The organism is Ureibacillus acetophenoni (assembly GCF_900220965.1).
Lineage (GTDB): Bacteria > Bacillota > Bacilli > Bacillales_A > Planococcaceae > Ureibacillus > Ureibacillus acetophenoni.
Genome location: NZ_OBQC01000015.1, coordinates 1 through 22,650 on the forward strand (window position 1 = coordinate 1; position 22,650 = coordinate 22,650).

The window sequence follows — 22,650 nt, forward strand, 5'->3', positions numbered from 1 at the left end:
TTTAAGTGCGCTTAAAAAAGGAAATTGAGATGTTGAATGCTTAATGAATTTCCAATTTTGATGTTTTTCTAGGTTGACATTTCACCACTGTGCTTATTAAGTGATTGACTTTCAACTTTTGGTCTCGCCTATAAATTGCATAACTACTTCTATAAATTCAATAATAAAAGGCATTTCTCCTTTATAAAGAAATACCTTTGCCTTACTTTTATGAATAAACTATGTTCTATTTCTTCGACACTCTCGCAAACTTCAAAAAAACTCCTAGCCCTGCCAAGAAAACACCTAAGCACAATAAACTCCCCGGGCTCCCCCAAACTATTTCACTAAACAGTAGAATTCCTCCTAAATAGTAATTAGTCATTTGCATACTAACTTATGCAACCGCCCCAATACTAATACTACACATTATGATGGATCGAGGAAAAATAAAGCTACGCATATCATGACATTATGAAGAATGATTTTCCTTAAAACTAAATAATCTTAAAAGTATTTCTTTCTATATTAGTTACTTCATTGCTACTTTTAACAACAACATCAAAGTTCTTACTATATGGATGCATAAACAATTCATACTGGATACGGCGCTCATTGTGTGATTGTTTTAAATACTCAACATCCATTCCTCTTTCCTTAATATCGCGACCTAGTCTTCTCTCCATTTCCGTATCTCCATCTGTATAGAAATAGATAAGCAGATCGAATAGTTCTGGATTTGCAAAAGCAACGCACATTCCTTCTACAATAGTTACTTTTTTTTGTGACGTAAGGATTTTACTTTCTGAATAATGGGTATCAATCGTGCGTAAATCCATTCCTTCCTTTAACATTTGTACATCTCTTTCTAAAGCTGGAATGTGATGAGCTGCGGGATGGCAAGCAGTCATTTTATAACGGTGAAGTATTCCCTCATATGTATAATCGATCTGTGCGTGTTTTCGAATTGACGAGCTTACGATGTAAGGATCTGTATTAAGATAGTTTACATTCATCTCTAACTCTTCCATTAACCTATGAGCAAACGTCGTCTTTCCTGCAGCTCCATGACCAGAAATTCCGATTATTAACTTCTTATCGGAATCTTGAATCCAACTCACAATTTCTCGTATTAATGTGATCATCGTTCACCCTCGTTTCTCAAATACTTAACATCTAACATTTCCCTAAATTCAATAGTCAAATGCATTTCTCCTTCTTAGAAAAATACCTCAGTTTCTCCCTTATGAAAAATAGGCTGAAGAAAAGTAAAAACGACCATGCTTTTACATGACCGTTTTAAAGTAATTATTTTTTATTTACAATTCGATGTAAGAAAGCAGAGAATTGCTCTCTTGTGACTGGGTCGTTAGGCATATAATTTCCATTTGACCCTACTGTAATGCGGTTACTTGCAAGTATTTGAATATCATTATAAAAAATATCCGATGATTTTACGTCTTTAAAAGAGATTCCATTTCCGTTCATTTCCAACTTAAACGTATTCACTAAGATTTTAGCGAGTTCGCCACGCGTTACATTTAAATTAGGTCCCATATAAGTTCCATACCCATTAATAATACCAGCTTCATAAAACTTCTTAATTTCCGGGTAAAAAAGTTGGCTAGTGTTCACGTCTGTAAAGGATTTCATTTCACGAATTTTAGGGAATTCTATACCGTCCAATCGATCAATGAATGCGAAGACATGTTGCCTTTGTATAGCCTCCTTCGGGTGAAAACTTCCATCAGGATACCCTTTATTGACACCTAATTGAGTAAGAGCTTCAATTTGTTCGTAATACGGATGGTTAGTTGGTACATCTTTAAAACTTTGAATTTGCATTTTCAAAGTGTAACCTTTATATTCATCTTTATTTTCACCGCTCGCCCTAAAGTTCACATAGTATCTACCTTCTACTAACTCTTTTTCTACACGAAATTTACTACTATTACTTATCAATTCTACGTTTATAGGCCGCAATAAGCTAAGTGCACCTAAACCATTTAATGTTTCACCAAAGAATATTACTTTGGCATCCTTTGCCAGTGTAAAACTAAACAAATCCGACTCTACTACACTATACCAAAACCCATTATACGTTTTGTTATTTTTAAGGACATCTGGTTCCCAATCTTCTTCAACTAGTTCTGTAAAACTAGTATTTAATGTGTAGTATGAGATGGCTTGCTCCGAATTTCCTAAAAAAATCTTAATATAGTAAGTTCCTGGTTCAAAGAGATGTTCAAATTCATTAGGAGTTCCATTATAACTCGTTAAGTAGAACCTATGTTGCTTACCATCTTTTCCTTTGGCTGACAGTAACAAATAATCCGGGCTATTCGTTCCTTCCGTTCGTTTCAGTTGAAACTTCATTTTCCCAAACTTTGTGACTTCTATTTTGTACATATCATGATCTTGATTAATGCCAATACCATTTAATTCACCAGATACGGTATCGTCCATTTTTAGCAGCATGGCTGTTTGATTATTATTATTCGGCTCAATATCAGTTCCTATAATTGGACTCGTTTGATAGCTAACACTATATTCAACTTCAGAGTCATAATTAAATTTAGTGATATTGACATCGTATGACCCTTTTTTTAAATTCACAGACTGTACTGTCTTAGCTGGATCACCATCATTTTGGCTAGTTGATATGTAAGCAAGACCCTCGTAATGTAAACCTATGACCTTTATTATATAATCTTTTCCACCCCTATTTTTATCATTATCGGGAAAGTCTTTTAAGGTAAAGGTTAGGCGTGCATCTTCATCAAGCGTAATCTTATATTGATTATCGTATTGATATTTTCCTAAGTCCCCTGAGATTACTTCACCTTCCTCCCAGATGTCGTCAGTCGCTTGAACTTCAATGATTGCCAGCGGAAAGAAAACCAAAAGAAAAATGAGAATGGCCAATTTTTTCATAGTAATACCACATACTTTCATTTTTATATAATTATTTTAATAGTCATGAGATACTAGATATAGTGGTATATATTGGGTCTCATCAGTTAAATCACAATCGCCTATAATGTAAAAAAACAACCATGGTTGAACATGATCGTTTTAAAGCGATTATTTTTGATTCAAAATTCGATGTAAAAAAGCCGAGAATTGTTCTCTTGTTACCGGATTGTTAGGCATAAAATTTCCGTAGGCTCCAACTGTAATGCCATTACTTGCAAGGATTTGAATATCATTGTAAAAAATATTCGATGACTTCACGTCTTTAAAAGGGATTCCATTTCCGTTCATTTTCAACTTAAACGTATTCACTAAAATTTTTGCAAGTTCGCCACGCGATACATTCAAACTAGGTCCCATATAAGTTCCATACCCACTAATTATTCCGGCTTCATAAAACTTCTTAATTTCCGGGAAAAAAAGTTGGCTAGTACTTACGTCCATAAAGGATCTCATGTTACGGATTTTAGGAATATTCAGTCCTTCAATACGATTGATGAAGGCAAAAACGTGTTGCCTCTGAACCGGCTCTTTAGGGTGAAAACTTCCATCAGGATACCCTTTATTAATACCTACTTGTGCAAGAGCTTCAATCGATTCATAATATGGATGCATTGCAGGTACGTCTGTAAACCTTTGAATACGTATCGTTAGATCGTATTCTTCATAGCGGTCAATTCCATATCTAGGGAGGAATTTTACATAATATGTACCTGCTTTTAACTGTTTTGTTTCTATAATTTGACCCGTATCACTTGTTACATATCCACCAGAAATCAGTTGTGTACCTCTTGCGTCATCATGGAAAGAAAGTGCCCCAAACCCTTCGCGGTAATTGGCAATAAACGTCACTTTTGCATCTTTCTCTAATGTAAACTTATAATAATCGCCACTTTCACTGTAACTATGGCTTCCTCCATATAAAAATCCTTTTACCTTTTTATTATTTTGAATTACATCCGCATTTTCTTTATTTTTATTGCGACCACTTTCCCAAGCATTTTTGTCTAATGGCTCAAGATGTGTTGATAGTGTGTAATTGACAACTGGTGTATTATCGGCTTCTATACCTATTTTAAAATAGTATGTTCCTGGCTGAATTAACACTTCAATTTCAGTTGGATAACCATAACTCTTAAATGCGAATGATCTTTCATCTTCTATATCTTCTATATCCTTTTTATCTTTTATATCTTTTTCATTAATCGCTACCAGTTTTATATCTGTTTTATCGAGCCCCGTATCGTACATCTTCAATTTTAGTTTGCCAAAGGTTGAAATCTCTACTTTGTATACATCAAAATCATTAGGACTCGTTTCACTATAAACCGAACCGTTTAAAACAGTACCAATCTTATATGAATGTGCTGATGCATATTCATTGTTTGGCTCAATGTCTGGCCCATCTATTGAACTAGTTTCGTAACTTACTTCATAATCCCCTTTAGCCCAAAAACAAGCTGAAACGATTATTTGATAGGATCCCTTTCTCAAATTGATGGACTGTATCGTTTTTTCCAAATCTTTATCTTCGAAATTATTTGTTACATTTGCTATACGCTTACCACTCTTATCAAACAAGATGACGTTGTAACAATTAGGGTAATCGTATTCAAGATCAAGATCTTCATTATCTTTTAATATAAACGTCACTTTTGCATCTTCTTCAAGTACTAATTGTTGTTGACCCCTTTCAGTATTTGAGTAATGACCTTTAATAACTTCTCCTTCTTTCCAGTCGGAGTCGGCTGCTTGTACTTCAAGCATTTGTATTGGAATAGAAAACAAAACTAATACTAAAATGGCCCATTTTTTCACAAGAACACCTCTAATATATCAATTACAACTATTCTACTATTTATACTTATTGATGAGGAAGAGGTATATATTGGTACATGTTGTATTGGTGCTTGGCGCTCAGATAACTCTTAATTTCGCAACAGTTTGAGTGCCAGGCACTATTTTTAGTATAAGTATTTTATATACCACTTCCAAAATTCGAGTTTCGATATTTTCGACAAGAATAAGATGTATATTACGACATTTCGTTTTAGTTTATTAGTTTATTTGTCAACTAGGTTGATGAATAACTTGAGAAATGAAGCCATATTACTAACACTCGTTCTATATTCATCACTTTTATGCAGTCATGTATACATTATTCTGGTAAACCAATAAAATTTAGGGATTATTCGACAAGTCATTTGTTAGATAGAATAAATTCGTAAACTAAGTTGATGAATTATTATATTAGCTATCCAATAACATTGCTTTTAGCACAAGTTATAAAAGAATTTAACCCCTATGAAAAATTATATTTACATAAAAAAATCCAAAGTTCCTAATTTCATCCCAACTACTACTTTCCAATAATTATTAGGTCAACCTAGTTGACGAAAAATCCAACAATAAGGTATTATTAATCGCTTCTCGTAGATCATTTATCTTTTTTCAACTCATTTATGAAACTATTTGAGAAGACTTTATAATTACCAGACAATTTTTCGACATCCCCCTACTTACAGAACTATCAATTCGTAAACCTGGTTGACATAAAACTAACAATCTCAGTTCATCATTCAAGTCTTCCTTTTAGAATCTTTTTCTATAAGTATAAAAAATGAGTTATTTTCAATTGCATAAAACTTCTCACGTAATTCGCCTTTAATCGCCCTATTTTTCTATTAAAAAAGGCACTTCTCATCAGAGAAATGCCCATTTCTTCTTTATTTATCTATCTAACCCTTTACTATGTATTCGATAAATAACAGCAGCCATTTGTCCTCTAGTGATTGGATCATTCGGGCCGAATTGATTGTCTGGATAACCAGTCATAATCCCTTCTTGTTTCATTGTTTCAATGGCAATATATGCCCAATAATCTTCCCCAACATCTGCAAAAGAATTCAACTCATTCGTTGCAGATTCACTATAAAATCCGGCATTATAAAATGTCTGTGCCATTTGCGCTCTCGTTAATATGGCATCAGGTGAAAAATATCCTTCGCCAGTCCCATTCATTATATTATGTTGTGCCACTAAACTAATAGGTTCCGATGCCCAAGATTCATTACGAACATCTTTAAAAGAAATGCTTTCATTCGTTGAAGTCAGCGCTAAAAAATTTCTGATAATTTCAGCGGCTTCTGCTCTTGTTAAAGTGCCGTTCGGTTTATATGTTCTGTTAGGATATCCGTTTATCCAACCCTTTTCTGCTAAAAACAAAATTTCATTTTTAGCCCAATGTCCACCAATGTCAATGAATTTTCTTTCATCATCAAATTGATATAAATCCCATTGGTCCATGATTAAACCTACTTTATTTTTGTAATATTCTCCGCCCAAATGGTTATATCCGGCATTGGCAATGTCGTAAAGATAATATTTAGATGCGTTCTTAAAACTCCATCCGCTTTTAAGTCTTTCATCATAATTTGTTTTTGCGAAACGATACCTCTGATTTAAAAGCAAACCCCCTGCTAAATAATCTACCGCTCCTTTATAGGAATCGAAGGCACGATACCAGTTATCTCTTCTTTTGCTTTCATCATATATCTTTCGATCTGCCCCATAATTAGCTATAACAGGAATCGCTTCATAATCTTCATCGGGTTGCCCTTGTAGTTGCCAAGCATTACTCGGACTATATCCCCAAACTTTTATTCCGAAAATGTTGTTTGCATTAATTGCTATTCTAGTAGTTCCATATCCACTTTCAATCATTGCCATTCCAATAATTGCGCTAGCAGGAATCCCCCACTTTTTATTTGCTTCTATTGCATATTGAGAGATTTCGTTAACGAAGTCTTTTTTCATTTGTGTAGATGGATAGAATACAGGTAAATAGGCATTACTATTTTTCCCTATCTGAGGATCTTCAATTGGAACGGGGTTTATACTATTGGCATTTGTTATTTGCGGGTTACTATTTATTAATGTAAATAGTAAAAACATAGTTAGTAATATCCCGACTTTGGTTTTATCTGCCAAATTATCACTCCTTTATATTAATCTAGTAACTTTTAACTCTACCATCATAGCAGTTTATTTCTTACCAATTGAGGGTTAATTCATGGGTATACTTCCAAGTTTTCCATACCTCGACTAAACAAAAAAAAACCACCATTCACCCCTTCGGACAAATAATAGTTTCATAAAATAGTAGGTATTAAAATTGGCATTTAACATCCTTTACATTTCCTGTAAGGCAACGTATAATGGTGCAGTAAAGTTGATTTCAATGAGTAAATCAATTTAATAATAAACGAGGTGCTTATTTGTGAGTGCGGTAGCTTCTAAATAGGAAAACATTAATAGGAAATAAGGAATTGTTAACAAATGGGGATTTTCATTAGAATCTTACCCCTTATTTCGTTATGGACTTATTTCCACCTATGAAGATACCTACCTAAACACTTTATAAACAAGCGCACCATTTCATTTTTATGGATGGGTTTATTTACTTATGCCTTGTAAAAGTCCAGCCACGGTATCTACCGTGGCTTTTTTATATTCAAATATCTCATTGAAATCTTAAAGAGTAGGTTTCTTCACTGTTGACTAAAATCACATTGAGGAGCATCCAATCATGAATGAACATACATTTGAAAAATTACAATACAACGAACTAAAAGAAATTGTTAAATCCTATTGTGTGAGTGGACTTGGGAAACAACTGATTGATCAATTACTTCCTAGTTCAAACGTAAAAGTCGTCAAACACAGATTAAATGAAACATCAGAAGCCCGCGCAATCCTAGACGCAGGTGGAAATGTCCCTTTTTCTGGTGTTTCCAACATCGAACATATCATCACTAAGTTAGAAAAAGGAATGATTCTTGACCCATCGGAATTATTAAGTATCTCTGACTTTTTAAGAGGATGTCGAAGAATAAAAACGTTCATGTCAGGCAAAGAGTTTGATGCACCTACATTAGCATCTTACGCCCGGTCCATGACTGAGTTTTTAGATGTAGAAGAAGAAATCAATTTTTCTATTAAAAATAACCAGGTGGACTCAGCCGCTAGCAGTGAACTGAAACGTATTCGAAACCATATCCAAACGGCTGAACAAAAAATAAAAGATCGCTTAAATCAATTTTTGAACAGTAGCGCAAACAGTAAGTATATTCAGGAATTCATTATTACATTGAAAGATGATCGCTATACGATTCCTATTAAAGCATCATTTAAAAACCATGTTCAGGGGTCCGTCGTTGAAGTCTCTTCTAAAGGGGCTACGGTCTTTATGGAACCGAATGTAGTAGGAAAACTAAGCGCAGAACTAGCAACATTGAAATCCGAAGAGGCCATTATTGAATATCAAATACTCGCTACGTTAACAGGGTTAGTACATGATCATCTCCACCCTATTAAAATTAATATTGAGCTCATTTCCCAGTACGATATGATTTTTGCGAAAGCAAAATATAGCCGACAAATCGATGGTATTGAGCCGAAAATCAATGATTACGGGAAAATGAATTTGAAAGCTTGTAAGCATCCGTTGTTATCAGGGCATGTAGTTCCCCTTCATTTTCAAATTGGAGAGGATTATCGAAGTCTAGTAATTACTGGACCGAATGCTGGAGGAAAAACCATCGTATTAAAAACGATTGGTCTTGTAACACTGGCAACGATGTCTGGTTTCCATATTACCGCATCTAAAGATACTGAAATCGCAATATTTGATAACGTATTTGTAGATATTGGTGACAATCAAAGCTTAGAAAATGCACTAAGTACATTCTCTTCTCATATGAAGAATTTGTCCGAAATCCTGCGTCTAGCAAACAACAATACGTTGCTATTATTTGATGAAATCGGCAGTGGAACAGAACCAAACGAAGGTGCGGCGATTGCGATCTCGATTTTAGAAGAGTTCTACCTTAAGGGCTGTATTACTGTTGCAACTACCCATTACGGAGAAATTAAACGTTTCTCTGAACTGCATAGTGACTTTATGAATGCAGCTATGCAATTTGATAACGAAACCTTAGAGCCTTTATATAAATTGCTAATTGGGAAATCTGGAGACAGTAACGCATTATGGATTTCACGAAAAATGAATGTCCCAGAACATGTGCTAAAACGTGCCGAAGATTATATGACAAGTAAAGAATATCGATTAGAACGACTAAATTCGAGCAAGATTCGTACACCTAAAGTCGAAAATACAGAAAATCAAGTCGATTATCAAAAAGGAGACCGTGTGAAACTGCTCGATCACAACGACTTTGGCATTGTCTATAAAGAGAAAGATAAATATTCTAATGTGACTGTGTTTTATAAAAAACAATTCGTAGAAGTGAATGAAAAGCGACTGTCACTGGAGGAAAAAGCTACGGAATTATATCCGGAGGGCTACGACTTAGAATCCCTATTCGTAGATTATAAAACACGAAAACTAAATCATGATATTGAACGAGGGTCGAAAAAAGCACTTCGGAAAATCAATAAAGAACTACGAAAAAATAAATAAAGGATCAATTGAAAAAGCCCAATTTCTCAGTAACTAGTAGAGAAATTGGGCTTTTAAAAATTTTTAGTAAAAAATGCTATTCAACCTGAAGAGAATCTAACTCTTCCCCAGTATATTTATCTAATAATTTTATTTCCACACCACTAATTGGCGTTTCGCTTTCAAAATACCATAAATATAGACCCTCTAACTGATTTTTTTCCACCTCATTCGGAGGCAACATTGCTAAATCTAGTATACGCGCTTCGCTTTCGCCAACTCGGATTTCTCGTTCATGACCATGCCTAATTAACCCATAAATTAAATAATCTCCATGACCTTTATATCCACTTAAACGCTCATAATCTCTATCAATAGCCATTGAGCTCCAAGCAAGCATATCCGTCTTCCATCCAAAAAATCCTTCATTCACATAGGTTGAACCTAAACTATTTCCATCCTTTATAAAAAAGAACAGTGCTTTATTATTAAGTTTGTAGCCCGGTATTAACACTAGGTCCTCTTCAATTGCGAATATCGCCTCTTGAGGTTCATCATATGATTGTAATTTCTCAAATACACCCCAGATCACTGAAATAGAAATAACAAAAATAAGTACCGGTATTAGTTTCCATCTTTTCATTGGACACCCTTCCCAACTCTCACAACACTGTGGGTTTATATATTGAATTTGCCTTTTTAAGAGGATTTACGGTTTTAAGATAATGTTCTTCCCCTAACCAGTACCTTCTCTTATACTTATCCAAAATCGCTTGTTCATTTCCTATATAACGATCTCGTTGTAGCACTCTTTCATACCTTACTTCCCTTGGACAATCAATAAAAACAGTAAAATCATAATAGGACTTCCATTCTTTCCTTTGTAGGAAAACCCCTTCAATGACAATCATGCTCTCGGGAGTAACGAGGAGTGTTTTATCAATGCTTTTATCCATAGACTTTTCATAATATGGGAGTGTTATCTTTGAGCTATTTCGATGAATTTCATTAAATAACTTATCTACCAACATATTAATATCCCATTGTAAATAATAATATTCATACCACTCTTCGTATCCGGTGTCATATCGTTTATTTCTCTCCACGATATGATCATCAATATGGATAACAATAACATTGCATCGGTCTTTCATTTCAGATTGCAGTCTATTAACTAAAGTCGTTTTTCCAGCTCCACTTAAACCATCAATACCCACGACATAGGGGCGACTTTATCGATTCGTTCTTGAAAATTGGTAAACACTTCTTCTACTAATTCAATAAGGCTCATTTTTATTAGCTCCCCCGTTTTTTTTCAAAAAACGTTAAAGATAATTGTTCATTTACGATTACTTCTTTAACTTTTTGAAAACCATTCTTTAAATAAAAACGAACTGCCGGAATATTTTTAGAACCTGTCGCTACTTTAATGGTCTCAAACTGGAAATCGGTCTCTATGAAATTTAACAGCAATTGAGCAATTCCTTTTCTAAAGTGGTTTGGATGTACAATTAACCTATGTATATCAACTTGGTCACGATCTACTTTTATAGAAATGACTCCACATAACTCTCCATTTTCATAATAACCAAAGAAAGTTTCTCCACAATGTTGCAAAGTATTAACCGTATCCTTCAGTGGTGGTATTTCATATGAACCTATTATTTCAGCTTCTACCTTATATGACGGAATTTGAACGTTTAAAACCTCTTCAGCATCCTTACTTTGCGTAATGTCAATTTGTTTAATCAAAACAATTCCCCCCTTTTATTTAGAATTTCATTATTTATAAAAATTTACTTATTCAACATAATTTTCACTAAGTAATATAAATATAATTAATTATATAAAGAGTAAAAAATGGTGATAGCTACACTCAATAAGTTACATAATAAAGCACATTAATGGAAATGTTAATAAATGTGTTATCCATAAGTAAATTAAGGAGATGAAGCTATGTCAGAGGTTTTATATACAGCAACCGCTACAACTATTGGAGGTTTAGAAGGGCGAGTTCAATCAGACGATCAAGTGATTGATTTCGAAACAGCGTTACCAGGAAGTCAAAAATCCGAGGATTCAGAGGCTACTAATCCCGAGCAATTATTCGCTGCTGCATACGCAACTTGCTTTGATAGTGCGTTACAAATTGTAGCAGATAAAGAACAGCTTGAATTCCAATCAGAAGTAACGGCGAAAGTGGATTTATTAGAAGATGGCGAAGGATATAAACTAGCAGTGCATCTTCAAGTGAAAGGCAATAACATTGAAAAAAGCCAATTGGAACAGCTTGTGCAAAAGGCCAACCAAATCTGGCCATACGCTGAAGCAAAACGAGCTACTATGGAGTTTACTATAGAAACACAAGGATGAAATACCTAACGAACGATTCCGTACACACTTGTGTGTGTCCCCAACAAAGCCCACCTGAGGTTCCAGTTAATTAACAATCTCCGGTGGGTTTTTCTTACTTTCCAACTTACCCTCCTAAGGTTAATGTCAGCGGTTGACGGTATTCATGTATTGGCTTTTAGATTAGAACAGTAAATTCACAGCAGCATGGAAGAACTCGCTGATAGTTTAGAGCACCACCTTCTCTAAAGTACAGGTACGTATTAATTATGATTCGGAGGAATGCGTTTGAATTGGACGAAGCAACAACGTTTGATTGTACTTCTTAGCCCCTTTTTCATTATCTGTATGGTCCATTTTGTTGCAATTTGGGGTCTCGAAACAATTCCAGAATGGTGTTGGCTAGTAACAGCCCTCACTTACTGGGGATTAACTGGATTGTGTAAAGCCATTTTTGTTGATAAAAAGACGTTGACAGAGTGGTTTCAAAAGCCCCTTTATAAACCTAAATGGTTCGCTATAGCATTGGCTATAGGCATCTTTCCTGCATTAGGCATTTTACTACCTAACTCTTCTCTACTCTTTGAATACACCACACTTACTCTATTTTTAATTTTGTTCGCCCTCATTAACCCTTGGTTTGAAGAAGGTTATTGGAGAGGTCTCCTTTTAGATGCAGGGAGTCATTTTCCAAAATGGTTGATTGTTCTTTATTCCACTATTCTTTTTGTTCTTAGTCACCCACTAATGTGGGGAGTTTTTTCAATTGCCAATTGCTCTATTCAAATGTACGTTGCACTATTTGTTATGGGAATTGTCTGGTCATTCATTCGATATAAAACAAATAGCCTCAGATGGTCAGTTTATTCACATATGCTCGTCGATGTTGGAAATCTATCAATTTTTGTTTTTCTTAATCTTTACATCCCCCCAGGAATGGCTTAATTTCGGCAACAAACCCATCCATGAGTTACCTCACGGATGGGTTACTTAATTACACTATGTAATTATTAAATCTTCGTCAACACAATCCCTAATAATGCAGTAAAGATGCCAATGATTTGATACACCTTAAGTCTTTCCTTATAGAGCCAACAACTACCAATAACGACGACTAATGCGCTTAAACTAACGATTGGAAATACAATACTTGCAAAGCCTGTATTTAAAGCAAAGAAATAGCTAATATAACCTACAAGATTAATACATCCCATGAATGCACCAATTTTCAACTCAGTAGGTAGCCAGTTTTCCTTTGTAATAAAACTATTAATTAAAAGATAGAGAGCACCTCCACCGTACATAGAAATAAGCATATTTACTGTATCTAATTGTAAATGGGTAGAAGTCTTCATGAGCACACCGAGTATACCAAGCGAGAAAAAGGCTATTAAAACATGTAACATCCACGGTTTATAATCGATTTCAATATCCCTACCATTCTTACCTGGCACATATTGAATGACAGCCCCAGAAGCAAGCATCACGATAATACCAATCCACTGAATTAACGTAATATGCTCATGGAAAAGTAGAGCTGCGCTCAGTACCGGTATGACGGTATTTGTACTAATAAGTGGAGCCGTTATACTTGCTGGTCCTTTTTCAAATGCCTTAGTCATTTGGATATTTGCATTAGCGTTTAATATTCCAACAAGCGAACCTAGTACAAAGGTTAATAGAGTAAACATTTCAAATCCTTGTACTAATCCATAACCTAATGTTAATAAAAATGCGGTGAGATAAAAGTAAAACTGCATATGTATTTTTGAAAGTCCTTTTCCTGAGGTAGCCTTCAAAATAAGATTATTCGTTCCTAAACATAACATCGTCAACACTGCTGCTAGAATCCACATTTTAAGTCCAAGTCCACCTCTCTTTAAAATAAGTACCAGGTACACAAACAATTCGGAATAGTCCGAATTGTTTGTGTACCTGGTACCTTTTTTTAAATTTTCGTCAGCACAATCCCTAACAGCGCAGTGATCACACCAACGACTTGATACATTTTAAGTCTTTCTTTATACATCCAACAGCTTCCAATAACAACTACTAAACAACTTAAACTAACGATTGGGAATACAATACTTGCAACCCCTGTATTTAACGCAAAGAAGTAGCTACTATAACCAACAGTGCTTATACACCCAATCACTAAACCAAACTTCAACTCATTCGGCTGCCAGTTTTCCTTCGTAAGAAGACTATTAATAATTAAATACCCCGCACCACCTGCATACATACAAACAAGCGTATTAACTGAATCGATATGTAATTGTGAAGATGTCTTCATCAGCACACCTAATACCCCAAAGGATCCAATGGATAATAAAATATGGAACATCCAAGGTTTATAATCGATTTTCACGCCACCTTTTCCAGGTGTATATTGAATGACCGCTGCTGAAGCAAGCATGACTATAATGCCTAGCCACTGAATTAATGTAATATGCTCGTGGAAGATTAATGCAGCACTTAGTATCGGAATAATCGTATTCGTACTAATTAATGGCGACGTTATACTTCCAGGTCCCTTTTCAAATGCTTTTGACATTTGAATATTACCGTTTGCATTTAAAATACCAATGATGGCACCTAAGAAAATAGTTAATGCATTAAAAGCTGCAAACCCTTCTATCAACCCGAAGCCTAACATTATTAAAAAGGCAGTTAGGTTAAAGAAAAATTGCATATGGACCTTTGAAAGTCCTGATCCTGAAGTTGCTTTAAAAATAAAATTATTGATTCCAAAACATAACATCGTCACTACTGCCGCTATGAGCCACATTATTATGATCCTTCTCTCAAGTTGATAGAGATATTTTAATATAGATTCATAACTTTTCAAATGTATTTTTAATTTTCTATAAAAAGATGTTATGAAATCGAATTCTATTAACTATAAACAGAAAATACCATTCTATAATAATACGCTAACCGATTTTCAAAGATATGCATTTATCCATTAAAAATATTCGAAATCATGGACTGAACTGATTCAGGTAACATTTGATAAAATAATCCTTCAAACTTTAGATCGAGCAGACCTGCAATCACTAATATTATGATAACTACTATTAAAAGTAGTTTTTTATTTATTCTTTTCAAGTAAATGCCTCCTACAAAAATTGAATTTCCATACTTAACTATAACCCAATGTATAACTACAATCCCACCAGAATAATTATTGTATAGGAAAGAGGTGTTATAAACGAAAAAATTTTTCACTAAATTACTATTAAATCTTTTATTTTATCCTTCTCCTAAAATTACCGCTAGTAAGGAAGAAGAAATTCGATTTAATCACTTATACGAAGCTGCTATCGAAAGCCCAGATAAGAAGATTAACTACAACCTTCCAATCCCAAAATATAAATTTCTATATTATTTATCAATGAATAAACCAATTGTTTTCCACGGCTCCAATTATAAATACATTCAGTCCTTTGAACCACGTGAACAAACCCTCTATAACGGTAAGCCTGCAATTGCTGTCTTTGCTACGAAAGATCCGATATGGCCAGTGTTCTTTGCAACTTTACAAAAGGACAAAGTAGAGGGAAATATTCGAAATGCCGCGCTTTCTACTGACGGAAGCAAAACATTTCACTTTTATTCATTAACAAAAGAAACGAAGTTAAATCATCCTTGGGATTCGGGAACGGTTTATATTCTACCAAAGGATTCATTTACCTATATAGGACAAGGTCCATTCCAATTCGATGAATGGATTTCTTATGAACCCGTCTCCCCTATTGCCAAACTCGAAGTAAACCCAAGCGATTTCTATTTTTATAACAAAGTCGCGACCCATCGTTCTGGCGAGTCAATTTTTAAATCCTGGCTGTTTTACAAACTACGTACAAAGTAAAAAGTGCAAGGTACACAATCGAACTTGTGTATCTTGCACCAATTTTAATTAGACAGGTATTGCCGACAGCTTCTTTAAACTTAAAGTAACTATTACATAAACTAAAACTCCAATTAGACCAATCACACTACATAGTGACCAGAATGACTGGTCTCCGATAAAACGAAAGACTGGTTCATACCATTTCAGCATAATTCCTAAAAGAGGTATAAACGCCATTACCCCAATAAACGTATAACCTCCAACCATTCCAAATTGGAAAAAGACATAGTTCAATAAGAGGCCGCTCACTAAGAAGAAAAACAAAATCACAAAATCAAACAAAAATACTAAATGAAAAGGTAATGTTGAATCTATGAAAAGCATTGGATGGAAAATCGTAAAATAATCAATCTCCAAAACTCTATTGATAAAGAAAATCCCTTGATGTAGGCTTGCTGTAAAAATCGCTGTAACTAGACTCCAAGCAATAAAGAACAACCCCGTCATCCCTGCATACTGTATGCGACTAACCCCAAATCTTATGAAATAAGAGAAAGTATTCGTCAACCATTTAGAGCCCATAATTATGAAAAAAACATACACAGGAATAGATACCATTAGATATACTGTAAATCCATCGACAAGTGTTAGAACCATGAAAATTGAAAATAACACAATGGCTAATAAAATTGTCCAGAAAATGAGATATTGCCTTTTATAGCTTTGATAGAATACATAAAAGCTTCCCTTGATTAGATTCATAACGCATACCCTTCTTTCTGCTGTTTGCTCAAGTAAACGAGTAAATCTTGCAGTGACACACGTTCTGCTTTTACCTCTTCATTTAGTACAGGATTTTTCAAATAAAGAACAGCCATCTTTTCATTCATAAACGTTTGTTCATAAATTACTTCATGACCAATCGCAGCATTAGCAACCTCTTCCGACGAACCTCTAATTGCAAGGATCGTTTCATCCCACTCCAAATAATCCTTTTGTAATAGAAGTTCCCCTTCATTTAAGATTAGCACTTCATCAAATAAGTTACTTACTTCGTCAATAAGGTGGGTTGATAATATGAATAGTCGAGGGTCTATTTCCTGTTCTTCAATTAACAAATCATAAAATTTGCTGCGACCTGCCACATCAAGTCCAATATAAGGCTCATCAAAAATTGTAATTGGTGCACGACTGGCTAGACCTGTAATGATACCTAAAGCTGAACTCATCCCCTTCGATAGACTTTTCACCTTTGCTTTCGGTGGAAGCGCAAATACTTTCAGGAGCTTTCTCGCAAGTTCTTCATCCCAATTCGGGTAAAAATATCGATTTGCCTTTAAGGATTGATCCACTGTCATCTCCATTTGAAAATTCCCTGTTTCTGCAACAAAACAAATATCTCGTAAAACTGTAGCCGTATTAAATACATGCATGCCATTTACTCGAAGTTCTCCATTTGTTGTAGGCAGTATACCTGATAACATATTGAGGAAAGTTGTTTTTCCCGCTCCATTATGACCTAAAAACCCAACAATCTTTGGTCCTTCAATCGTAAAGCTTACATTGTTTAACGCCACTTTATCCTTATACTTTTTCGTTACATTGCTCACCTGGATTTTCATCAAGTTACCCCTTTATAACATTTTTCGTAAATCCTCTTCGGTAATGCCTAAACGTTTTGCCTCTGTCTTTAATGGTTCAATATATTGCTCTACAAAGTTTTCTTTGCGCTCATTGATTAAAATTTTGCGCGCATCTAGACTAACAAACATACCAACCCCACGCTTTTTGTAAATGACCCCCTTATCCACTAATTCATTGACCCCTTTTCCTGCTGTAGCAGGGTTAATTTGATATTCCTTTGCAAATTCATTCGTTGATGGAATCCGATCCTCTGGTTGTAAAATACCATCCAAAATCGCTTCCTCTACGCGCTCACGAATTTGCTGGAAAATCGGCTTCTGATCCGATAATGAATGTTTCACACGGTTTCCTCCAAAATTTCAGTCCATTCTAGGTTGTTTGGTTAGTTACTTGTGTAACTAACTATAGAACAAAGGGGAAATATTGTCAACAATAACAATAAAAATCTATACGCCAAAAATCGACTTGGTGATTCCAAGAAGGAAATAGCACAATTAAACTCAACCCGTGTTTGGGAGGTGGTCTCGTGGACACTTTTTCGTCTTTTTCTGGATTTCTGTCCTCGAGAAGTGGTCTCGTGGACACTTTTTCAATTTTTTTAGATTTTTATTCCTTTAGAATCCGTCTCGTGGACACTTTTCCAATTTTTTCTGGAATTTTGTCCTCGAGAAGCAATCGCGGGGCCAAATCCATGAAAAAAGAACACTAACAATCCAAATTAATTTTATAAAAATAAAAAACCTCCAACATGTATAAATCATGTTGAAGGTCTATCCTATTTACAAGTTTCATTCCTGAAATTCACCACTACCAAGCAGCTACCATACCATCCGTTCGAGACTCCGTTCCTCCGGCAAGAACACCAGTCTTAGGGTTTCGCCAAATAATTTGTCCTCGTCCAAAACTTCCAGGATCGGCTAGTACTTCAATCTCATGTCCTTTTCGCTGCAATGCTTGAGCAAGGTAATTTGGAAACTCCGATTCCACATGGACTTTCTTTCCACTAATCCATTGCCATCTCGGCGCATCAAGAGCTGCTTGTGGATTTAATAGATAATCAACTGTATTGATCACCACTTGGTAATGCCCCTGTGGCTGCATATACCCACCCATCACTCCAAACGGGCCAACAGCATCTTTTCCTTTCGATAAAAATCCAGGAATAATTGTATTATAAGTACGTTTCTTCGGTTTCAAATAATTAGGATGGTTTTCATCTAAAGAGAAATCTGCTCCCCTATTTTGCAATGCAATTCCTGTTCCAGGAACGACCACTCCAGACCCGAATCCCATATAGTTACTTTGAATATAAGAAACCATATTCCCTTCGCTATCCGCTGTTGCAAGGTAAACTGTGCCGCTCTTTGCTAACTCGATCGGCTTCGGTTCAATCGCAAATTCACCGATTTCCTTTACACGGTATAAAGCATGTTCCTTTGATAGTAGTAGTTCCGTGCTAATCGGCATGTCCGCTTCTTCTGTAATAAATGCCTTTCCATCAGCAAAAGCTAGCTTCATAGATTCAATTTGTTGATGTATCGTCTCAGCCGACTGCCACTTTGGTGGATCAAGCTGTTCGAAATTATTTAATGCCATCAACGCAATCATTCCTTGTCCATTCGGAGGAATCTCCCACACATCATATCCACGATAATTTGTGGAAATTGGCTTTACCCATTCTACTTGATATGCGGCAAGATCTGATTTTCTAAGGAAACCACCATGCTCCACCATAAATTTATCGATTTTGTCAGCAAGTTCTCCTTCATAAAAACTTCTCGCACCCGTTTCACCAATTTTACGAAGCGTATCTGCGTGATCTTTAGAGCGCCAAACTTCTCCAATCTCAGGTGCCTTTCCATCAATACAGAACGTTTCAAACCACGCTTCAAACTCTCGCCCTTCTTGCTTTTTATATATTTCATACGCCCTTTTCCAATACTTCCCTAAAATCGGCGTTAGAGGATACCCTTCCTCAGCATAACGAACGGCTGGCTCTAATGTTTCCTTTAAAGAAAGTTTTCCAAATCTTTTTGAAAGGCTAGCCCATGCAGCTGGCACTCCAGGTACTGTAACTGGTACTAGACCTAGTCTTGGCATTTGTTCGTGGCCAAGTGCTCTTACCGCTTCAGCTGTTAATAATTCTGGAGAAGGTCCTGAAGCGTTCAAACCATAAATCTCACCTTTAACCCAAACAATAGCAAATGCGTCCCCACCTATACCATTAGAGGTTGGTTCTAGAACAGTTAAAGCAGCTGCCGTCGCTATAGCAGCATCGATTGCATTTCCACCCTTTTTCATAATCTCAATTCCTACTTGTGCAGCAAGTGGTTGAGACGTCGCCACCATACCATTTTTCGCGAATACCGTATGTCGTTTTGAAGCAAATGGATGATTTAAGTAATCAACCTTCATTCTTCTCACTCCCCTATTTAGTGAAAACAATCTCTTAATAAAATAGATTCACTTTATAATTCAAAATTTTACGAATATTCAACAGATATGTAAACCTATTTCTATAAATTGTAAACTAATGCTTCCAACATTTATAATTGACCTCCAAAAAATAAACCCAAAAACGAGTCGCTGGGTTATCCATTATTCTATAAAATTAATAAAATACTACTTTACATTAAACTGTGTTACCTCATCTAAAAGGTCATCCGCTAATTTACTAGGTGATTTGCTCTATATAAAATGCCCTCCATTGATGAGTTAGATTCTACATTAGAAGCCGTCGTTTCCTCCACTCCAGCCACTAATAAAAATTTTCTTAATATTCCCCATATTACTTATGCACGACATTGAATATTCCCTTATGTATTTCTATTAAAAAGTGACAAATTAAAACGAGGAGAATTTCAAAAAGATGAAGTAACTATTTCTTATATATGGATAGGATTTTGTCGATTCATGACAACGTTGAAATTGGAGTATTAAGAGAAGAAACAATGGTTACAATAGATAAAGTTACAGACCTAATTGAGAAATTGAAAAATAAAAAACAATAGTTTTTTCATCTATTTTTTTCAATTAGGTTCTAATAGTTATGATTCTCTTTGTTCTTGGAAAATATATAAAAATTACTAAGGAAAATTAATATGACGTTTTTTCGTAGTTTATCCACACGTTTTATTTCCAAAGTAAGCTTTCTATATTGTTCATACAATATACACATATCATTTAGTTGACAAAAGACGACATCTACTAGAGAATTATAACTATATTAGAATTATTATTATTAAACTAATGGAGGTTTTTGATTATGTCATTAATCGGAAAAGAAATTTTACCATTCAAAGCACAAGCTTACAAAAACGGAGAGTTTATCGAAGTATCAGATCAAGATCTAAAAGGTAAATGGAGTGTTGTATGCTTCTACCCTGCTGACTTCACTTTCGTATGTCCAACTGAACTTGAAGATCTTCAAAACCAATATCCAGCATTACAAGAACTAGGTGTTGAAGTATATTCAGTATCAACTGACACTCACTTCGTACACAAAGCATGGCACGATTCTTCAGAAGCAATCAGCAAAATTACTTATACAATGATCGGTGACCCTTCACACGTTATTTGCCGTAACTTCGACGTATTAATCGAAGAAGAAGGTGTTGCTGACCGCGGAACTTTCATCATCGATCCAGATGGCGTAGTTCAAGCTATGGAAATTAACGCTGGTGGTATTGGCCGTGACGCTAGTACATTAATTAACAAAATTAAAGCAGCACAATATGTACGTAAAAACCCAGGTGAAGTTTGCCCAGCTAAATGGGAAGAAGGCGGAGAAACGCTTAAACCTAGCCTTGACTTAGTAGGTAAAATTTAAGGAGCGATATTAAATGGCACTCGATGCAGAAATTAAATCACAATTAAATCAGTACCTTCAACTGCTTGAGAACGATATCGTCCTTAAAGTGAGTACAGGTACTGATAAAGCTTCAGAGGAGATGCTAGCTCTAGTAAATGAGCTAGCTTCTCTTTCATCTAAAATTACGGTAGAAAAAGCTGAACTTGAAAGAACACCGAGCTTTAGTGTAAACCGCGTTGGTGAGGATACTGGTATTGTCTTTGCTGGTGTTCCACTAGGACACGAATTTACATCTTTAGTACTTGCACTTCTTCAAGTTAGTGGCCGTGCTCCAAAAGTAGATCAAAGTATCATCGATCAAATTAAATCTATTGAAGGTGAATACAACTTTGAAACTTATGTGAGCTTAACTTGCCACAACTGTCCGGAAGTTGTACAAGCTCTTAATATCATGAGTGTGCTTAATCCAAATATTAAACACACAATGGTTGACGGTGCAGTCTTCAAAGAAGAAGTTGAAAGTAAAGATATTTTAGCCGTACCTGCTGCATTTGTAAATGGTAAAGAATTCGGTAATGGTCGTATGACACTTGATGAAATCCTTGCAAAATTAGGATCTGGTCCAAGTGCAGAACAATTTGCCGATAAAGAACCATATGATGTTCTTGTTGTTGGTGGCGGTCCTGCTGGAGCTAGTGCAGCAATCTATGCAGCACGTAAAGGAATCCGTACAGGTATTGTTGCGGAACGCTTTGGTGGTCAAATTTTAGATACCCTTTCTATTGAAAACTTTATTAGTGTAAAAGAAACAGAAGGTCCAAAACTTGCAGCTGCTCTAGAAGAACACGTAAAGCAATACAACATTGATGTTATGAATCTACAACGTGCTACACGTTTAGAGAAAAAAGATCTTGTTGAAATTGAATTAGAAAACGGTGCAGTTCTTAAGAGTAAATCTGTCATTATTTCAACTGGTGCTCGCTGGAGAAACATTAATGTTCCTGGTGAAGCAGAGTTTAAAAACAAAGGTGTTGCTTACTGCCCACACTGTGACGGTCCTCTATTTGCAGGAAAAGATGTTGCAGTAATTGGTGGAGGTAACTCTGGTGTTGAGGCTGCAATCGACCTTGCAGGAATTGTAAATCATGTAACTGTTATTGAATACAACGACAGCCTAAAAGCTGATGAAGTATTACAAAACCGTTTACATACACTTCCAAATGTAACTGTTGTAACAAACGCTCAAACGAAAGAAATTACTGGTACTGACAAAGTGAACGGTCTTACATATGTAGATCGTGAATCTGGCGAAGAAAAACATATCGAATTAGCAGGTGTTTTTGTTCAAATCGGTCTTGTACCTAACACAGAATGGTTAGAAGGAACTCTTGAACGTTCTCGTTTCGGCGAAATCATCGTTGATAAACGTGGAGCAACAACAATTCCTGGTGTATTTGCTGCTGGTGACTGTACTGACAGCGCTTATAAGCAAATCATCATCTCCATGGGATCTGGCGCAACTGCTTCATTAGCAGCGTTTGATTATTTAATTCGTAACTAGTTTTAGTACTAGTCTTA

Annotated in this window: 20 protein-coding genes; 6 read left to right on the forward strand and 14 right to left on the reverse strand. The window is 35.4% G+C overall.

Features of this window, described 5'->3' with window-relative positions:
• Positions 1-476: 476 nt before the first annotated feature.
• The 4 genes from CRO45_RS16250 to CRO45_RS16265 all read right to left on the reverse strand — a co-directional run bounded on the left by CRO45_RS16250 (position 477) and on the right by CRO45_RS16265 (position 6,942).
• Positions 477-1,124, reverse strand: a complete 648-nt coding sequence (locus CRO45_RS16250; protein ID WP_097150680.1) for a uridine kinase family protein — start codon at positions 1,122-1,124, stop codon at positions 477-479.
• Positions 1,125-1,287: 163 nt separating this feature from the next.
• Positions 1,288-2,913 (reverse strand): S-layer homology domain-containing protein, encoded by a 1,626-nt coding sequence (locus CRO45_RS16255; protein ID WP_170949529.1) that lies wholly within the window; start codon positions 2,911-2,913, stop codon positions 1,288-1,290.
• Between the two features lie 150 nt (positions 2,914-3,063).
• Positions 3,064-4,770, reverse strand: coding sequence for an S-layer homology domain-containing protein (locus CRO45_RS16260; RefSeq protein WP_097150682.1), 1,707 nt, complete (start codon positions 4,768-4,770; stop codon positions 3,064-3,066).
• Between the two features lie 912 nt (positions 4,771-5,682).
• Complete coding sequence (locus CRO45_RS16265; protein ID WP_235864631.1) at positions 5,683-6,942, reverse strand: S-layer homology domain-containing protein; 1,260 nt, start codon at positions 6,940-6,942, stop codon at positions 5,683-5,685.
• 598 nt (positions 6,943-7,540) lie between these two features.
• Between CRO45_RS16265 and CRO45_RS16270 the strand changes: the two genes are divergently transcribed.
• Complete coding sequence (locus tag CRO45_RS16270) at positions 7,541-9,433, forward strand: endonuclease MutS2 (RefSeq protein WP_097150683.1); 1,893 nt, start codon at positions 7,541-7,543, stop codon at positions 9,431-9,433.
• A gap of 76 nt (positions 9,434-9,509) precedes the next feature.
• Here CRO45_RS16270 and CRO45_RS16275 read toward each other — a convergent pair whose 3' ends face one another.
• The 3 genes from CRO45_RS16275 to CRO45_RS16285 form a co-directional block, all read right to left on the reverse strand.
• Positions 9,510-10,055 carry an aspartyl-tRNA synthetase gene (locus CRO45_RS16275; RefSeq protein ID WP_097150684.1) on the reverse strand — a complete coding sequence of 182 codons (546 nt, stop codon included), beginning with the start codon at positions 10,053-10,055 and terminating at the stop codon, positions 9,510-9,512.
• A gap of 19 nt (positions 10,056-10,074) precedes the next feature.
• The gene (locus CRO45_RS16280) at positions 10,075-10,629 is read right to left on the reverse strand and encodes a kinase (RefSeq protein ID WP_097150685.1); all 555 of its coding nucleotides are present in this window, start codon (positions 10,627-10,629) and stop codon (positions 10,075-10,077) included.
• A gap of 79 nt (positions 10,630-10,708) precedes the next feature.
• A complete protein-coding gene (locus tag CRO45_RS16285; protein WP_097150686.1) occupies positions 10,709-11,164 on the reverse strand; it encodes a GNAT family N-acetyltransferase in 456 nt (151 codons plus the stop codon).
• A 204-nt stretch (positions 11,165-11,368) separates the two neighbouring features.
• Here CRO45_RS16285 and CRO45_RS16290 point away from each other — a divergent pair, with 204 nt between their 5' ends.
• Positions 11,369-11,785: an Ohr family peroxiredoxin gene (locus CRO45_RS16290; RefSeq protein ID WP_097150687.1), complete on the forward strand. Its 417-nt coding sequence runs from the start codon at positions 11,369-11,371 to the stop codon at positions 11,783-11,785.
• 267 nt (positions 11,786-12,052) lie between these two features.
• Positions 12,053-12,709 (forward strand): CPBP family intramembrane glutamic endopeptidase, encoded by a 657-nt coding sequence (locus CRO45_RS16295; protein WP_170949530.1) that lies wholly within the window; start codon positions 12,053-12,055, stop codon positions 12,707-12,709.
• A gap of 65 nt (positions 12,710-12,774) precedes the next feature.
• Here CRO45_RS16295 and CRO45_RS16300 read toward each other — a convergent pair whose 3' ends face one another.
• The 3 genes from CRO45_RS16300 to CRO45_RS20135 form a co-directional block, all read right to left on the reverse strand.
• Complete coding sequence (locus CRO45_RS16300) at positions 12,775-13,620, reverse strand: DMT family transporter (protein ID WP_097150689.1); 846 nt, start codon at positions 13,618-13,620, stop codon at positions 12,775-12,777.
• 92 nt (positions 13,621-13,712) lie between these two features.
• Entirely contained in the window at positions 13,713-14,552 is an 840-nt protein-coding gene (locus CRO45_RS16305; RefSeq protein WP_097150690.1) for a DMT family transporter, read from the reverse strand.
• Between the two features lie 170 nt (positions 14,553-14,722).
• A complete protein-coding gene (locus CRO45_RS20135) occupies positions 14,723-14,872 on the reverse strand; it encodes a hypothetical protein (protein ID WP_170949528.1) in 150 nt (49 codons plus the stop codon).
• A gap of 286 nt (positions 14,873-15,158) precedes the next feature.
• Between CRO45_RS20135 and CRO45_RS16315 the strand changes: the two genes are divergently transcribed.
• Positions 15,159-15,635: a hypothetical protein gene (locus CRO45_RS16315; protein ID WP_097150692.1), complete on the forward strand. Its 477-nt coding sequence runs from the start codon at positions 15,159-15,161 to the stop codon at positions 15,633-15,635.
• A 48-nt stretch (positions 15,636-15,683) separates the two neighbouring features.
• Here the strand turns inward: CRO45_RS16315 and CRO45_RS16320 are convergent, their stop codons facing one another.
• The 4 genes from CRO45_RS16320 to CRO45_RS16335 form a co-directional block, all read right to left on the reverse strand.
• Positions 15,684-16,379: a hypothetical protein gene (locus tag CRO45_RS16320; RefSeq protein WP_097150693.1), complete on the reverse strand. Its 696-nt coding sequence runs from the start codon at positions 16,377-16,379 to the stop codon at positions 15,684-15,686.
• Positions 16,376-17,239, reverse strand: coding sequence for an ABC transporter ATP-binding protein (locus CRO45_RS16325; protein WP_097150694.1), 864 nt, complete (start codon positions 17,237-17,239; stop codon positions 16,376-16,378). Before CRO45_RS16325 ends, CRO45_RS16320 begins: the two co-directional genes overlap by 4 nt.
• Before the next feature lie 12 nt (positions 17,240-17,251).
• Positions 17,252-17,602 (reverse strand): GntR family transcriptional regulator, encoded by a 351-nt coding sequence (locus CRO45_RS16330; protein ID WP_097150695.1) that lies wholly within the window; start codon positions 17,600-17,602, stop codon positions 17,252-17,254.
• Between the two features lie 466 nt (positions 17,603-18,068).
• Positions 18,069-19,676 (reverse strand): gamma-glutamyltransferase family protein, encoded by a 1,608-nt coding sequence (locus tag CRO45_RS16335; protein ID WP_097150696.1) that lies wholly within the window; start codon positions 19,674-19,676, stop codon positions 18,069-18,071.
• Between the two features lie 850 nt (positions 19,677-20,526).
• Here CRO45_RS16335 and ahpC point away from each other — a divergent pair.
• The gene (gene ahpC, locus CRO45_RS16340) at positions 20,527-21,090 is read left to right on the forward strand and encodes an alkyl hydroperoxide reductase subunit C (RefSeq protein ID WP_097150697.1); all 564 of its coding nucleotides are present in this window, start codon (positions 20,527-20,529) and stop codon (positions 21,088-21,090) included.
• A gap of 13 nt (positions 21,091-21,103) precedes the next feature.
• Positions 21,104-22,633, forward strand: a complete 1,530-nt coding sequence (gene ahpF, locus CRO45_RS16345; protein WP_097150698.1) for an alkyl hydroperoxide reductase subunit F — start codon at positions 21,104-21,106, stop codon at positions 22,631-22,633.
• The last annotated feature ends 17 nt before the right edge of the window (positions 22,634-22,650 follow it).

Excerpts from the sequence above, each read along its gene's own strand:
- CRO45_RS16250 (WP_097150680.1), bottom strand. The coding sequence starts at position 1,124 with ATGATCACATTAATACGAGAAATTGTGAGTTGGATTCAAGATTCCGAT.
- CRO45_RS16255 (WP_170949529.1), bottom strand. The coding sequence starts at position 2,913 with ATGAAAAAATTGGCCATTCTCATTTTTCTTTTGGTTTTCTTTCCGCTG.
- CRO45_RS16270 (WP_097150683.1), top strand. The coding sequence starts at position 7,541 with ATGAATGAACATACATTTGAAAAATTACAATACAACGAACTAAAAGAA.
- CRO45_RS16275 (WP_097150684.1), bottom strand. The coding sequence starts at position 10,055 with ATGAAAAGATGGAAACTAATACCGGTACTTATTTTTGTTATTTCTATT.
- CRO45_RS16290 (WP_097150687.1), top strand. The coding sequence starts at position 11,369 with ATGTCAGAGGTTTTATATACAGCAACCGCTACAACTATTGGAGGTTTA.
- CRO45_RS16300 (WP_097150689.1), bottom strand. The coding sequence starts at position 13,620 with ATGTGGATTCTAGCAGCAGTGTTGACGATGTTATGTTTAGGAACGAAT.
- CRO45_RS16305 (WP_097150690.1), bottom strand. The coding sequence starts at position 14,552 with ATGTGGCTCATAGCGGCAGTAGTGACGATGTTATGTTTTGGAATCAAT.
- CRO45_RS16315 (WP_097150692.1), top strand. The coding sequence starts at position 15,159 with ATGAATAAACCAATTGTTTTCCACGGCTCCAATTATAAATACATTCAG.
- CRO45_RS16320 (WP_097150693.1), bottom strand. The coding sequence starts at position 16,379 with ATGAATCTAATCAAGGGAAGCTTTTATGTATTCTATCAAAGCTATAAA.
- CRO45_RS16325 (WP_097150694.1), bottom strand. The coding sequence starts at position 17,239 with ATGAAAATCCAGGTGAGCAATGTAACGAAAAAGTATAAGGATAAAGTG.
- CRO45_RS16335 (WP_097150696.1), bottom strand. The coding sequence starts at position 19,676 with ATGAAGGTTGATTACTTAAATCATCCATTTGCTTCAAAACGACATACG.
- ahpC (WP_097150697.1), top strand. The coding sequence starts at position 20,527 with ATGTCATTAATCGGAAAAGAAATTTTACCATTCAAAGCACAAGCTTAC.
- ahpF (WP_097150698.1), top strand. The coding sequence starts at position 21,104 with ATGGCACTCGATGCAGAAATTAAATCACAATTAAATCAGTACCTTCAA.